Raw genomic sequence first — 13,324 nt, 5'->3', positions numbered from 1 at the left:
CCATGGAAAAGGCCTTGACTTCCCACGGGTATACCGGTCTATAACCGACTCTGGCGTTTTTTTAATTTACTTTAACGGTTGTTAACAGAAATTAACGGAGGCGTTTTGAAAGTATCAATCCGAGGGGTGGTCATCACCGGTGTCATTATACTGATCTGGGGCACATTTCTCATCAGCACCCCCTTATCCTATATTTCCAATAAAAAAGTGATGCTGGTCCACACCATGGATGTCATGGAAAACATCTCGGATCTCACCGTAAAGCAGGCCCGCAACTTTTTTTCAACGGCCAGGGGGGCGGCACGGCTGACCAAGCGTCTCATCTCCTCCAAGGTGGTCTACACCGACAGGGAGCATATTGAAAAACTGGAAAAATATTTTATCGACCAGCTTGAAATCTATCCCCAGTTTGCCGGTATCTATTTTGCCAATCCCCAGGGTGAATTCTATTTTGTGAACCGGAGTAACAAATTTTCGGCGGATGGCTACCGGACCAAATTCATCCGGACGACGGACCGGGGGCGTGAGACCCAGCTGATCTGGCGGAACCGGGAGATGGCCCTTCTGGACAAGGCCGTTGACGCCGATGACACCTTTGATCCCCGGCGCCGGCCCTGGTATAAAAAGGCGGCCAAAGAAAAACAGGTAATCTGGACCGAACCTTACATTTTTTTTACCACCAAAAAACCCGGCATCACCACGGCGGGCCCCATCTACGACAACGGCAAGCTGGTCGGCGTTGTGGGGGTGGACATTGAGCTGGGTGTGCTATCGGATTTCATCGGCGGCCTCAGGGTGGGCAAATCAGGGGTGGCCTTCATGATCGACCAGGAAAACAATGTGATTGCCTATCCGGATATGGAAGAGTTGAAATACAGGGCGGGAAACGGAGACAACATCCGGCTGCCCAAGCTCCGGGAATTGTCCAACCCGGTGTGCCGGCTGGCCCTTGATGCCGTTAAAGCGGCAAAGACAGCCGGCAGTTCAATCATCCCTGAAAAGGATTCGGTGTATGCCGGATTCACGGACGGCTCTGAAAAATACTACACCATGTTCACCCCGGTACGGGAATCCAAAATTTCCTGGCGGATCGGGGTATATATCCCGGAAAAAGACTATTTCGGCAAACTGATTTCCAACCACAGGATCAATATGCTCGTCGTATTTATCCTCTCCTGCATTGCAACGGTGCTCGGCCTTATTTTCACCCGTAAAATCATCCGGCCCATCGCGGAACTGGACCGGGAAGCCCAGTTTGTCACCCACAACAATTACACCCGCCCCCAGAAAATAAATACCGCTTTCGTTGAAATCCAGAGGACGGCCGACACCTTCCATGATATGAAAAAGGCGGTCATTGACTATAAAGCGCAGCTGAAAAAGGAAGAAGAAATCCAGCGGGCCATCAATGAGAAACTCCAGCAGGCCCAGAAAATGGAAGCCCTGGGGCTGCTGGCCGGCGGGGTGGCCCATGACCTGAACAATGTCCTGTCCGGACTTGTCAGCTATCCCGAGCTCCTGCTGCTGGACCTGCCCCAGGACAGCCCCCTGAGGGAGCCCATCCTCACCATCAAAGATTCAGGAAAAACGGCCTCCTCCATTGTGGACGACCTGCTGACCCTGACCCGGCGGCGGGTTCCCAACATGAAGGCGGTGAATTTAAACCGGATCATCCATGACTATTTAAAATCGCCGGAGCACCAGAGCCTGATCCGGCGCAACGGCCATGTCATCGTGCGGCCGAACCTGGCCCCGGACCTTTTCAACATCAACGGCTCCGCCGTCCATCTGGGCAAAACCGTAATGAACCTGGTATCAAACGCCGCAGAGGCCATGAAAACCGGGGGGGACATCGCCATTACCACCCGGAACATATATTTGGACAGCCCGGTCAACGGATATGACAGCGTCCGGGAAGGGGATTTCGTCCTGCTGACGGTCCAGGATACAGGGTCGGGTATTGCACCCGAAGACCTTAAACGGATCTTCGAGCCCTTTTATACCACCAAGGTGATGGGCAGAAGCGGCACCGGCCTCGGAATGTCCGTGGTATGGGGCACGGTCCAGGATCATGGCGGCTATATTGATGTTGAAAGCACCCCCGGGAAGGGCACCCGCTTTCAGCTGTATTTCCCGGCCACTCGGCAAACCCTCCGGACACCGGAGCCGGCCGTGGATATCAAAGAATACACCGGCAATGGGGAAAGGATCCTGGTGGTGGATGATGTGGCGGAACAGCGGGCAATCGCCTCAACCCTCCTGACCCGGCTTAACTACAGGGTCAGCACCGTGTCAGGCGGCCGCGAAGCCCTGGACTTTCTGGCCAGAGAAAAGGCGGATATTCTGCTGCTGGACATGGTCATGGAACAGGGCATGGACGGGCTTGACACCTATAGGGCGATCATTGAGCGCCACCCCGGACAGAAAGCCGTTGTCGTCAGCGGCTTCTCCGACGACGAACGCGTCAGGGAAATCCTCCGCCTGGGGGCCGGTGCCTATGTCAAAAAGCCCTACACCCTTGAAATTGTCGGCCTGGCCCTGAAAAAAGAATTATCCGGTTCCAATGCGGTCCATGACCAGTTTTCCCAGGATGGCTGAGGTGATGATCACTCCCATGCCTAAAATCACCTGGGGGTGAATGGGCTGGCCGTGGACCAGGGCGACCAGCAGGACGGCCAGGGGCGGGGTCAGGTAGCTCAAATACCCGATGACCGCCACATTTCCCGTGGTGACCGCCCGGTCCCAGAAGAAGAATGAGAGCCCCAGGGGAATGCATCCCAGATAAACGGCCGAAAACAAAGCCCTGGCCCCGGGCAGGGCGGTCTCACGGCCCAGGGCCAGGGAGCCGATGAAAATCAGATCCGAGAGCAGGGCCGCATATATGGTAAATGCGGTCATGGGGCTCTTTTTCAGTTTCAGCCGGGGCAGGGCCACGGTAAAACTGGACCAGACCAGGCCGCAAAATAATGCCATCCCGTATCCCAGCATATGGCCGGTGCGAAAATCCATCTCCTTTCCCGAAGAAATGACCAGGCCGGCGCCCAGCAGCCCGGCCAGGGCCGTGGCCAGAATGGCCGGCTTTACGGCCCTGAACCGCAGGACAGATGAAAACACCACTATCCAGAAGGACCAGGTGGTGGCCAGGATGGTGCCCTCGGCCATGGGAGCCAGATCCATGGCCCCGTAATAGGCCAGGTGGTAAATAAAAATTCCCCATATGCCCAGAAAGCTGGCCTTTTTTCCAGGGAAATACAGGGCAAAGGACCGGGCGGACATGACATCCCGGGCAGCAAGGAAAATGGCGGCACTGGTAAAGGAAATGGCCATCAGGGCCGGTATGCTCAAGCCCGTCAGGCCGGAGCCGATGGCAGCGGGCAGGCTGGCCCAGCAGAGAATGGCACCCATGGCATGGAGGTAAGGCATGATTACTCCTCAATCGGTTATTGGTAATGTCCTATTAGCATAAGAGAACGCCCGGCAGAAGGATTGAACAAAATTGACATGCCCCGTCCAAAATGGCCACTGCCCGGACTATTTCATCCGGCATGCCTGGTATTTTTTGGGGGTCAGGCCGTATCTGAGCTTGAACCTGCGGGTCAGATGGCTCTGGTCGGAAAAGCCGGAACTAAAGGCGGCCATGGCAATGGAATCCCCCTTTTCGATGCGGTGGCGGGCGTGCTCCAGACGGATCTGAACCAGCAGGGCGTGGGGAGAAAGGCCGGTATGCTGACGAAAGAGGCGGATCAGGTGGAATTCCGTGCACCCGGCCAGTTCGGCCAGTTCCTGGAGCCGGATATCGGTATCCGGATGGGCGTGGAAATAATCAATGGCCATTTGGACGCGTTTATCGCAGCCATCGGTTTCCGCCCCCCGGTTCTGGCCGGCGTGGCGGGCAAGAAGTTCGGAAAATATATCCAGAATGTCCGTATCCAGGGAAAGATCCGCAGGTCCTGTCAGCATCCGCCCATGGAGGCGGGCCAGTTTGCTCCAGGACTCAGGATCCTTGAAGGTATACCGGGTAAAATAATTTGCCCGGGGGGATGCCCCGGCCTTACGGCCCAGCTCATGGAAAAACTCAGGATCAAGGTAAAAGCTTCTCAGACACCGTCGGCTCCCGGAGGCAGGGTGGTTGGAATGGACCAGTCCGGGTTCGAAAACGCTGATGTTTCCTTTCCCAAGGATATCCGTTGATCCTTTGGCCGTATAGTGTTCACCGCCGCCCGTATTGATCCAGACCACGTAGCGGTCATGGATATGGGGCCTAAATTCAAAGTCGTCGGTGCAGAGCAGCACCTCCATCTTTGGAACCGGACCGGATTTGTATACAATGCCCATGGGGCCAGTCTGCCCTTAAACGGTTGGGAAATCAAGATCCTTTGTTTTTAAACCGGCGCCCTTTGCCATCAGCGGATCTCCACCAGCCGGGCCCGGTCATGGCGGCGCCTGGGCGTCTGCTTCCCGGCCCGGTATCCCAGGGCCACCAAAACGGCCACCTGGAACTGTTCTGTGTCAATCTCCAGAACCTCCTCCACCCGGTCCTTTTCAAAGCCCTCCATGGGGCAGGAGTCGATCCCCAGCGAGGCCGCGCAGGTCATGATATTGGCCAATGCGATATAGCACTGCTTGGCGCACCAGGCATACCGGGGCATCCTGGGATCCACCTCGGTTTCCAGATAGCTTTTATACCGCGCCACATAGGCGGCAGTCGCCTCTTCATCCAGGCCCCGCCGTTGAAAATTTTCCAGCACATATGCCTGGTCCGGGGCCACCAGGCCGGGCCGGGCCAGAATGGCAATGACATGGCTGGCATCGGTGATCTGTGCCTGGTTCCAGCAGGCCGGCCGCAATTTTTCCCGAATCGCTTTCGACCTGAGCACCAGAAATTTCCAGGCTTCCATGCCGAAGGAGGACGGCGACAGGCAGGCGGCCTCCAGAATCACATCCAGATCTTGTTTTCCCACCCGCTTGGAGGGATCAAACTGCTTGCAGGCATGCCGGAACTTTAACGCGCTGATGACAGGATTCATATTACTCCCTTTTCAAAGTCATTAATTGGATTCAGGTCTTGGCCGATGTCTGATTAAAATTTAAGATATGTTTTTCAAATGGCCTGTGTCAGTATAATGAAAATTAGCGCCAAACAAAAGCGGTTATTCCCATTCTTCAGGTTTCCCTTATTGAAATTGCGCATCCGGCGCCCTCCATTCCGAGTTCCAGCAGACAAAAAAAGAGGATACTCCGGACGGAACCATTGTCCTTCCCCTGGGTTCATAATGATATTTTTGGATTTTTGCATTGAATTATGATAGCTATGAACTATTCGCACAACTGCTTTTAAACATCACGGTTTTAATTACGAAAGCCCGTGGTCCGCCTCCATAATTTGGTTTGCCGGCGCATATGAAAAAAGAAAACCAGACCGAAATAAAAAATAGAATTCACCTGTTCACTGCCGAATTTAAATCAAAAGATGCCGAGCAGCGGTTCAGACAGCACACCTTTAGTGAAGATAAAACAAGAGGGACCGCCTTCATCTTTATTTCACTGGCAGCCACCCTGCTTTTCATCTGTATAGAATTCAGATTACTCGGTTTTTCCGCGACTCCCATGGGCGCACTTGCCGCAAGATCCGGGTTTGCGATTTGTTCACTGGCCATTGTTTTTTTTGCGCTTAAAGCCCAAACTGCAGCAACCTTGGATTTTTTGATATTCCTGTTTGCATGCCTCCTTGTCCTTACCCAGAGCTATACAGGCAGCTTCCATCCCACTGGATTTATTTCAACTGCGGCCGCTGAAATCATCATCATCATTGCCTTGTACCTCATTTTACCCACAGGGCTCATTTTTAAATTAATCCCCGCACTCTATTTAACACTTTCCAGCCATTCCATTGCTGAATATAAAATTCTGATCGTTCATCATTTCATTTCGCACGTGATCGGAATGGTGTTTTCGACGCTTTTCAGCAGAAATAAAAGGATGCTGTACAAGTTGTTTATAAACGAATTCAATTTAAAAACCAGGTTGGAACAGTCTGAAAAAGAGATACTGTTTATCAACCGGAAACTGGCAGAACAGAACAAAACCCTCAAAGACCATGCGGCAAAGGACCAGTTAACCGGCATCCGAAACCGCAGGTCCTTTTATGAATTCGCTGAAGAACAGTGGAGCAAAGCTGTTAGGAAAAAAGAGGACTGCAGCGTCATTCTCATGGATATCGATCATTTCAAGCAGATAAATGATACCTACGGGCACACCATGGGCGACAAGGTATTAAAAGGCCTGGTAAGGGTAATTAAACAATTAATCAGACGATACGACAAATTCGGCCGGTGGGGGGGCGAAGAGTTCATTCTCTATTTGCCGGAGACCGATATTGAGCAAACCGAAAAAATCGCTGAACGATTCAGAACGGCCGTTGAAGGCCACCGTTTTACGACGGGTACGGGTGAGATCCGCGTCACGATAAGCCTGGGTGCCTCAAGCAAGACAATTTCAGATACACTTGATTTAGATACAATGTTTGATCACGCAGACAAGGCGCTGTATGCGGCCAAGGCATCGGGGCGTAACAAAGTCTGCCGGTATTGCAGTCTGTCAGAATAAAAAGGATTCAATTCTCTATGGTTGAAAATTCAGACGCTGAATCAAAGGATGAACAAAGGTACGAAGACATCTTCCTGGCCCGGCAGCCGGTGTTCAAAAGGGATATGAGCGTCTGGGCCTATGAACTGCTGTACAGGGATAGAAAGCTGGCTCAAAACGCCGTTTTTATCGATGAGATGGACGCGACCTTGAAAGTACTGGCGGGGTTGCCCCTCTGCATTGATTTTACGGATGAACCGACCAATATAATTATCAATTTTTCGGCCAAGGCCATCAAGGAGAAGATGCATACCGCTTATCCAAGCGGCAAGGTGATCATCCAATTGACGGATGAGGTGACGCCTGACCATGAGCTGCTCAGCGCAATCGCAACCCTAAGGCAGGAAGGGTACCGGTATGCCGTCGACAACTATGAAAATGATCCCAGCCGGGACAGCCTGTACCGATTGGCAGACTATCTGACAATTGATTTCCTCCATAAAAAAGAGGAACAAATAGAAGAATTAACACATTTGTGCACCAGCCGGTTTCCAAGGGCCCAATTAATTGCAAAACGGATCGAAGAATATGATGTTTACCTGTTGGCAAAAGACCTTGGGTATAACAAGTTTCAGGGATTCTTTTTCAAAGCCCCCCAGGTGCACAGGGGGAAAAAGATATCGGCCACCGTCAGTTCAAAATTAAAGCTATTAAAACTTCTACAGAAACAAGAGGTCGAATTCCGGGAAATCGCAACGGCCCTGTCTGCTGATCTGGCGATTATCCACCGCCTGCTGGCGTATATCAACTCACCGAGCCTGGGCCTTAGAAGCAAGGTCAATTCAATAGAAGACGCCCTTGTCATCATGGGGCTCAACCCGCTTAAAAAATGGCTTCAAATCATCATCCTGACGGATATGACGCCAAAAAACCAGCCGGATGAATTGGTTCTTCTTTCCGCGCAGAGAGCCTGTTTTTTGGAAAACCTGGCCGTTCGCCATAATTTCCAAGAGATAAAGGCCCCGCTTTTTTTAATGGGGCTGTTTTCACTGATCGACGTGATATTGAGCCATCCAAAAAAAATTCTGATATCAAAATTGTCTTTGGATCCTGAGCTGGAAAACGCATTGTTGGGCAATCCCTCCAAGTACACATTGTGGCTGAATCTGGTAGAGTCCTGCGAAAAAGCGGACTGGGCTGAAGTGGAACGCATGGCCGGTCAACTGGGGATACCGCCCAAAGGGCTTTATGTCGATTATGAAGCGGCATTTCAAACGGCAGCATCTTTTTTCTGATGTGCCCCCGATGCTGACCTGAGTCGTTTATTTTTTTAATGCCTTGACAAAAAAAAGGGCAGTGCCCATGCTGGCCGGTATTTCAATCTCTATATTCTATCTTGGGAGGTATCGGCCAAAATGATCCAAAAAACGATTTCAGACTCCGCCTTTCTGGTAAATGAATCCCGGGCCCGTTCAGAAGCACTCAGCCTTGATATCCATGCGAAACTCTGGGTGGACCAGCCTGTCCGCGAACTCTGGCAGCGCTTCAATGACGAGGTATATGATGAAGATCCCCGGGCGCTGGCGGTGCGCAACCGCTTTTTCCTCGAACAATTGAATCTTTTTTTCAAGGACCACCCCAATGGCGCCTTTATCAATATTGCCGCCGGGTTTACCTCATATCCCTACCTTGTGGATCAGCCGGTGAAAACAATTGAAATCGACCTGCCCCGGGTGACGGCATACAAAAAAAACAAAGTCAAAGAATTTATTGCCGCGGGAGACCTGCCCTGCCGGGATATTACCTGGATACCGGCGGATTTAAACCGGCCGGAGGACCGGGAGGACCTTTTCACGGAATTGGAACGGCTCACCGCCGGGCAGCCCAGCTTCATCCTTCTGGAGGGAATCTCCTATTACCTGGCGCCCGGAATCTTTTTATCCTGCATGGCCCAGGCCGCCCGCATACAGCGCCCATCCTCCCAGGTCGCTCTGGATTACTGGGAACCGGATGTTGAAAACAACCGGGTCTTTTCCAGGTTCTGCGATTTTTTGGACCGCCGCTGCGGCCATCCCAGGCGGCGCTATAACCTGATGACCCCGGCGGATATGGCGACCCTGGAGGGATATACTGTCCATAAGGAAACCGATGTCAGCGCCTATGAGCAAAAAATCGCCAGAAAACCGGTGTTGCAGGAATGGGAAAACCGCCTGCCGGAGAATTTCGTGGTGCTAACCAGAACATAATCCCTTGACATCGGGCAACCACTTGTATAGACAGGATTATAAGAAGTGGTGACATAGTGGTAGTTAAAAGCAAATCGTAAACAAGGAGAGAGTGATGAAACGCAGGATTTTCTCAATTGCAGTAATCATGGTTTGTATATTCACCGGCGCAGCCTTGGCCGCAGACACCATCAAAATCGGATTCAACGCCCCCCTCACGGGCTTTGCCGCCTCGGACGGCAAATCCTCTTCCCTGGGCGCCAAGCTCGCCGTTGACCAGATCAACAAGGCCGGCGGGGTCCTGGGCAAACAATTGGAACTGGTGGTCTATGACGACCAGGCCTCTGCCTCCCAGTCCATCCCCATCGCCAATAAACTCATCGGCCAGGACAAGGTTGTGGTCGGGGTTTCGGGCAGCTACTCCGGGCCCACCCGGTCTGCGGCGGGCATTTTCCAGGAAGCGGGTATTCCCTATATCTCCGCCTACGGCATCCACCCGGACATCACCAAGGCCGGGAACTATGTATTCAGGACCTCTTTCCTGGGCGAAATCCAGGGCCGTGCCGGCGCCAAGCTGGTGGGCGACACCCTGGGTAAAAAACGGGTGGTCATCATCACCCTGAAAAACGATTTCGGCAAATCCCTGGCCGCCGGTTTCAAGGAAAAAGCAGGGGACTTCGGCATCACCATCGTCAATGAATACGAATACTCCATCAAGGACCGGCAGTTCGGCGCCATTGTCGCCAAGGTCAAGGCGGACCGCCCCGACGCCATCTATGCCTCGGGCTATTATTTCACCGCAGGCCCCCTGGTCAGCCAGCTCCGTGCCTCCGGGGTAACCGTTCCCGTCATCGGCCAGGAAGGGTATGACTCCCAGAAATTCATCGAGATTGCGGGCAAAGCTGCCGAAGGTGTGATCATCACCACCTCCCTGGACCGGGATTCCAACGAACCCGAAACCCGGGATTTCATCAAAAGTTTTGAGGAAATGGCCGGATTCAAGGCCGATATGGTGGCCGCCTCCTCGCACACCGCCGTCAAAGTGGCGGCCCTGGCCATTGAAAACGCCAAGAGCCTGGACCCTGCCAAGATCAGGGATGCCATCGCCGCCACCCATCTCAAGGTCTCCACGGGCACCATTAAATTCAACGGCCTGGGCGAGGTCATGAAAAATGTCCAGAACCAGGTGGTCAAAGACGGGCAGTGGCACCACCACTCCGTGATCAGCGACCCCGAACTTCTGGCGCCGCCGGAAAAATAGCAATTTAATCGCAGAGAAAGGCGGTTTTTACGTGCTCTATCTGGAACTGATTATTCAAGGACTGATCCAGGGTTCGACCTACGCCATCATTGCCGTGGGCCTGACCCTGATCTACGGGCTGCTGCGGGTGCTCCACGTGGCCCACGCCGGACTCTTCACCCTGGGTGCCTACCTGGGCGTTGTCCTCACCAACCAGACCGGCAGCCTGGCGGCCGGGATTCTCCTGGCCGCCCTGGCCTCGGGCATTGCCGGCATCGCCATTTACCGGCTGGTCTATGAACCGGTGCTCAGCCGCCCGCCCTATGTGGCCCTCATTGCCTCCATCGGGCTGTATATCGGCATGGAGGAACTCTTCCGGCTGGTATTCGGCCCCTTCGGCCTGACCTTTAAGGCCGTGCCCCTCCAGGATGTGGTGGTGGTGGCCGGGGTCTATCTGAGGACCTGCCAGATCGTTACGGTGGTCACCAACATCATCCTGCTGGGACTCCTGGCCTGGATCGCCCAGAAAACCCGCATCGGCACAGGCTGGCGGGCCACGGTGGACGATCCCCAGATCTCTGCCTGCTTCGGCATCGACCCCATCAGGGTGCGCTACATGGTCTTCTTTACGGGCAGCGCCCTGGCGGCCGTGGCCGGGGTCCTGGTGGCCCTGCTCAGCAACCTGGTGGAACCCACCATGGGGGCCGTGCCCTCATACAAGTCCCTGGCCATAATCGTTCTGGGCGGCCTTGGCAATGTCATGGGCACCCTCATCGCCTCCCTGGTGCTGGGGATCATCGAGGCCTTCGGCACCATTTACATCGGTGATCTCATGGACCGCGACGCCATTGCCTTTGCCTTTCTCATCGTCGTTCTGATGATCAAACCCACCGGACTTTTTGCATCGAGGTGACCCATGGGACTATATGAAATCAGCCTTGCAACCGTTATCGGCATCAATATCATCCTTGCCGTGGGCCTGAACCTCATCACCGGATACTGCGGCCAGATCAGCCTGGGCCATGCCGCATTCTACGGCATCGGGGCCTACACCGTGGCCCTTTTGTCCAAAATGGGATGGCCCATCTACCTCACCCTGGGGGCCGGGTTTGTTCTGGCGGGCATTGTCGGCGCCGTCATCGGCCTGGCCAGCCTGAGGGTGAAAGAGGACTTTCTGGCCATCGTCACCATGGGGGTGGCCTTTTTGTTCGTGGGCATCGTCCGCCAGCAGGAATTTTTAGGGGGGGAGATGGGCATTGCCGGCATTCCCTCCCACGGTATGGATAAGCTGACCTACCTCTTTCTGGTTCTCATCTTTGCCGGTATTGCCATTGCCTTTTCCTGGCACGTAAAACGCTCATGGATGGGCTACGCCTTTGATGCCGTGGCCGATGACGAGCAGACCGCCCGGGTCCTGGGCGTGGATGTCAAGGCATACAAGATCACCGCCTTTGCCATGGGCACGGCCCTGGCCGGCCTGGCCGGCGGGCTTTACGCCTATTACACCCGGTTTATCATCCCGGACACCTTCGGATTCATCCAGTCCATCACCATCCTTTCCATGGTGGCCGTGGGGGGGATCGGGTCCATTTTCGGGGTGGTGGCGGCCACGGTGATCCTCACCCTGATGCCGGAGTTCTTCAGGTTCATCAACGACTACAAGCTGCTGCTTTACGGGGTGCTGTTATTTTCCGTGATGCGGTTCGCCCCCGAAGGGCTGGCCGGTTTCTTTAAACTCCTGATCCCCAAAAAGGAGGCGTGAAATGGCCGTCATCCTTGAAGCTGCGTCCGTTACCGTAAAATTCGGGGGGCTCACCGCCCTGGACGACGTCAACCTGAAGGTGGAGGAAGGGGAACTGCTCAGCCTCATCGGCCCCAACGGCGCCGGCAAAACCACCCTGCTCAACGCCATTACGGGAATTGTCACCCCGGTGAACGCCCGGCTGACCCTGGCGGGCAGGGAGATCACCCACCGGCCCACCCACCAGCGCAGCCGGCTGGGCCTGGCCCTGACCCACCAGATTGTCCGCCCCTTCACCTCCATGACCGTGCTTGAAAACGTGGCCTTTGCCGCCGGATACAAAAAGCTCCGGCGCACCCTGCCCTCCCTCATGCGGTGGAACCGGACCCGGGAAAAGGAACGGGCCGCCGAACTGCTGGAGATGGTGGACATCGGTGAGTATAAAGAGATGGCGGTGTCCAAACTGCCATTGGGGGTGCTCAAACGTCTGGAAGTCGCCAGGGCGCTGGCCGTTGCCCCCAAGGTGCTGCTTCTGGACGAACCCCTTGCCGGCCTGAACAGCAAAGAGGCGGCAAAGCTTGCGGATACGGTGAAATCCATCGCCCGGCAGGGCATGACCATCGTCATGATAGAACATAACTTAAGTGAAGTGCTTCGGATCAGCGACCGCCTCCATGTCCTGGACAACGGGCGGGATCTGGCCCAGGGCGATCCCAGGGAAGTGATGAACCGCCCCGAAGTCCGGCGGGCCTATCTGGGAGGAGAGAATTAATGATACTCAGTCTCAAAGAATTTGCCTGCGGCTACGGCAACATGCAGGTGGTGAGCCCCCTGACCCTGGATATTGAAAAAGGAAGCGTCACCGCCATTCTAGGGGCCAACGGAGCGGGAAAATCCTCCCTGATCATGGCCCTGGCCGGCCAGGTCGCGGTAAAAAACGGACAGATCATATACGACGGCCGGGAGATCACCCATGCCAGCCCCATGGAGCGGGTCAAAACAGGCATTGCCATCTGCCCCGAGGGCCGGCGCCTGTTCCAAAGCCTCACGGTCCGGGAAAACCTGGTGGTGGGGGGGTATACCACCGCCAAGGCCCAGAGCCAGGCCAACATGGACCGGGTGGTTTCCATCTTTCCCCGGCTTGGGGAACGCATGGACCAGAAGGCCGGATCCCTTTCCGGCGGGGAGCAGCAGATGCTGGCCATCGGCAGGGCCCTCATGGCAGAGCCCAGGCTGCTGATGATCGACGAACTCTCCCTGGGGCTCATGCCCAAGGCAGTGGATATCTGCTACGAAGCCATCCTTTCCCTCAACAAAGAGGGGCTGACCATCCTGCTGGTGGAACAGAGCACCCAGCGGGCCTTGGATGCGGCCCAGGGCATTGCGGTCCTGGAATCGGGCAATCTGGTCTGGCAGGGCACCTCCCGGGAAGCCAGGCAGTCATCGGAAATGATCGACGCCATCCTCGGCCTCCACGGCTGAACCGCCTGTTTCACCTCATTTCAAGCGGCCCGGCCAGCTGCCCCCGTGCAG

12 protein-coding genes are annotated in these 13,324 nt (G+C 54.8%); 9 read left to right on the top strand and 3 right to left on the bottom strand.

Going from position 1 to position 13,324, the window contains the following annotated elements:
* Window positions 1–105 precede the first annotated feature (105 nt).
* Window positions 106–2,598 (top strand): response regulator, encoded by a 2,493-nt coding sequence (locus HUN04_17880; protein WDP91465.1) that lies wholly within the window; start codon window positions 106–108, stop codon window positions 2,596–2,598.
* Here the strand turns inward: HUN04_17880 and HUN04_17875 are convergent.
* From HUN04_17875 to HUN04_17865, 3 genes are all read right to left on the bottom strand, one after another.
* Window positions 2,551–3,426: a DMT family transporter gene (locus HUN04_17875; protein WDP93332.1), complete on the bottom strand. Its 876-nt coding sequence runs from the start codon at window positions 3,424–3,426 to the stop codon at window positions 2,551–2,553. The genes HUN04_17880 and HUN04_17875 overlap by 48 nt on opposite strands.
* Window positions 3,427–3,531: 105 nt before the next feature.
* Window positions 3,532–4,335, bottom strand: a complete 804-nt coding sequence (locus HUN04_17870) for a helix-turn-helix transcriptional regulator (protein ID WDP91464.1) — start codon at window positions 4,333–4,335, stop codon at window positions 3,532–3,534.
* Between the two features lie 68 nt (window positions 4,336–4,403).
* A complete protein-coding gene (locus tag HUN04_17865) occupies window positions 4,404–5,027 on the bottom strand; it encodes an NAD(P)H-dependent oxidoreductase (GenBank protein WDP91463.1) in 624 nt (207 codons plus the stop codon).
* Between the two features lie 373 nt (window positions 5,028–5,400).
* On the opposite strand from HUN04_17865, the gene HUN04_17860 reads away from it, so the two are divergent.
* The 8 genes from HUN04_17860 (at window position 5,401) to HUN04_17825 (ending at window position 13,273) form a co-directional block, all read left to right on the top strand.
* A complete protein-coding gene (locus HUN04_17860) occupies window positions 5,401–6,606 on the top strand; it encodes a GGDEF domain-containing protein (protein ID WDP91462.1) in 1,206 nt (401 codons plus the stop codon).
* A gap of 17 nt (window positions 6,607–6,623) precedes the next feature.
* A complete protein-coding gene (locus HUN04_17855; protein WDP91461.1) occupies window positions 6,624–7,880 on the top strand; it encodes an HDOD domain-containing protein in 1,257 nt (418 codons plus the stop codon).
* A gap of 120 nt (window positions 7,881–8,000) precedes the next feature.
* A complete protein-coding gene (locus HUN04_17850; GenBank protein WDP91460.1) occupies window positions 8,001–8,831 on the top strand; it encodes a class I SAM-dependent methyltransferase in 831 nt (276 codons plus the stop codon).
* A gap of 94 nt (window positions 8,832–8,925) precedes the next feature.
* The gene (locus HUN04_17845) at window positions 8,926–10,071 is read left to right on the top strand and encodes an ABC transporter substrate-binding protein (GenBank protein WDP91459.1); all 1,146 of its coding nucleotides are present in this window, start codon (window positions 8,926–8,928) and stop codon (window positions 10,069–10,071) included.
* 31 nt (window positions 10,072–10,102) lie between these two features.
* Window positions 10,103–10,963, top strand: coding sequence for a branched-chain amino acid ABC transporter permease (locus HUN04_17840; protein ID WDP91458.1), 861 nt, complete (start codon window positions 10,103–10,105; stop codon window positions 10,961–10,963).
* 3 nt (window positions 10,964–10,966) lie between these two features.
* Window positions 10,967–11,812 carry a branched-chain amino acid ABC transporter permease gene (locus tag HUN04_17835; protein WDP91457.1) on the top strand — a complete coding sequence of 282 codons (846 nt, stop codon included), beginning with the start codon at window positions 10,967–10,969 and terminating at the stop codon, window positions 11,810–11,812.
* Window position 11,813: 1 nt separating this feature from the next.
* Window positions 11,814–12,563 carry an ABC transporter ATP-binding protein gene (locus HUN04_17830; protein ID WDP91456.1) on the top strand — a complete coding sequence of 250 codons (750 nt, stop codon included), beginning with the start codon at window positions 11,814–11,816 and terminating at the stop codon, window positions 12,561–12,563.
* The gene (locus HUN04_17825; protein ID WDP91455.1) at window positions 12,563–13,273 is read left to right on the top strand and encodes an ABC transporter ATP-binding protein; all 711 of its coding nucleotides are present in this window, start codon (window positions 12,563–12,565) and stop codon (window positions 13,271–13,273) included. The genes HUN04_17830 and HUN04_17825 overlap by 1 nt, the downstream gene beginning before the upstream one ends.
* Window positions 13,274–13,324 lie beyond the last annotated feature (51 nt).

This window comes from Desulfobacter sp., from assembly GCA_028768525.1.
In the GTDB taxonomy this organism is placed as follows: Bacteria; Desulfobacterota; Desulfobacteria; order Desulfobacterales; family Desulfobacteraceae; genus Desulfobacter.
The sequence above is the reverse complement of the archived record's forward strand: the minus strand, read 5'-3'. Positions and strand labels throughout refer to the sequence as shown.

Coding starts and splice junctions, on each gene's coding strand:
- HUN04_17870 (WDP91464.1), bottom strand. CDS start 4,335: ATGGGCATTGTATACAAATCCGGTCCGGTTCCAAAGATGGAGGTGCTG.
- HUN04_17865 (WDP91463.1), bottom strand. CDS start 5,027: ATGAATCCTGTCATCAGCGCGTTAAAGTTCCGGCATGCCTGCAAGCAG.
- HUN04_17860 (WDP91462.1), top strand. CDS start 5,401: ATGAAAAAAGAAAACCAGACCGAAATAAAAAATAGAATTCACCTGTTC.
- HUN04_17855 (WDP91461.1), top strand. CDS start 6,624: ATGGTTGAAAATTCAGACGCTGAATCAAAGGATGAACAAAGGTACGAA.
- HUN04_17850 (WDP91460.1), top strand. CDS start 8,001: ATGATCCAAAAAACGATTTCAGACTCCGCCTTTCTGGTAAATGAATCC.
- HUN04_17845 (WDP91459.1), top strand. CDS start 8,926: ATGAAACGCAGGATTTTCTCAATTGCAGTAATCATGGTTTGTATATTC.
- HUN04_17835 (WDP91457.1), top strand. CDS start 10,967: ATGGGACTATATGAAATCAGCCTTGCAACCGTTATCGGCATCAATATC.
- HUN04_17830 (WDP91456.1), top strand. CDS start 11,814: ATGGCCGTCATCCTTGAAGCTGCGTCCGTTACCGTAAAATTCGGGGGG.
- HUN04_17825 (WDP91455.1), top strand. CDS start 12,563: ATGATACTCAGTCTCAAAGAATTTGCCTGCGGCTACGGCAACATGCAG.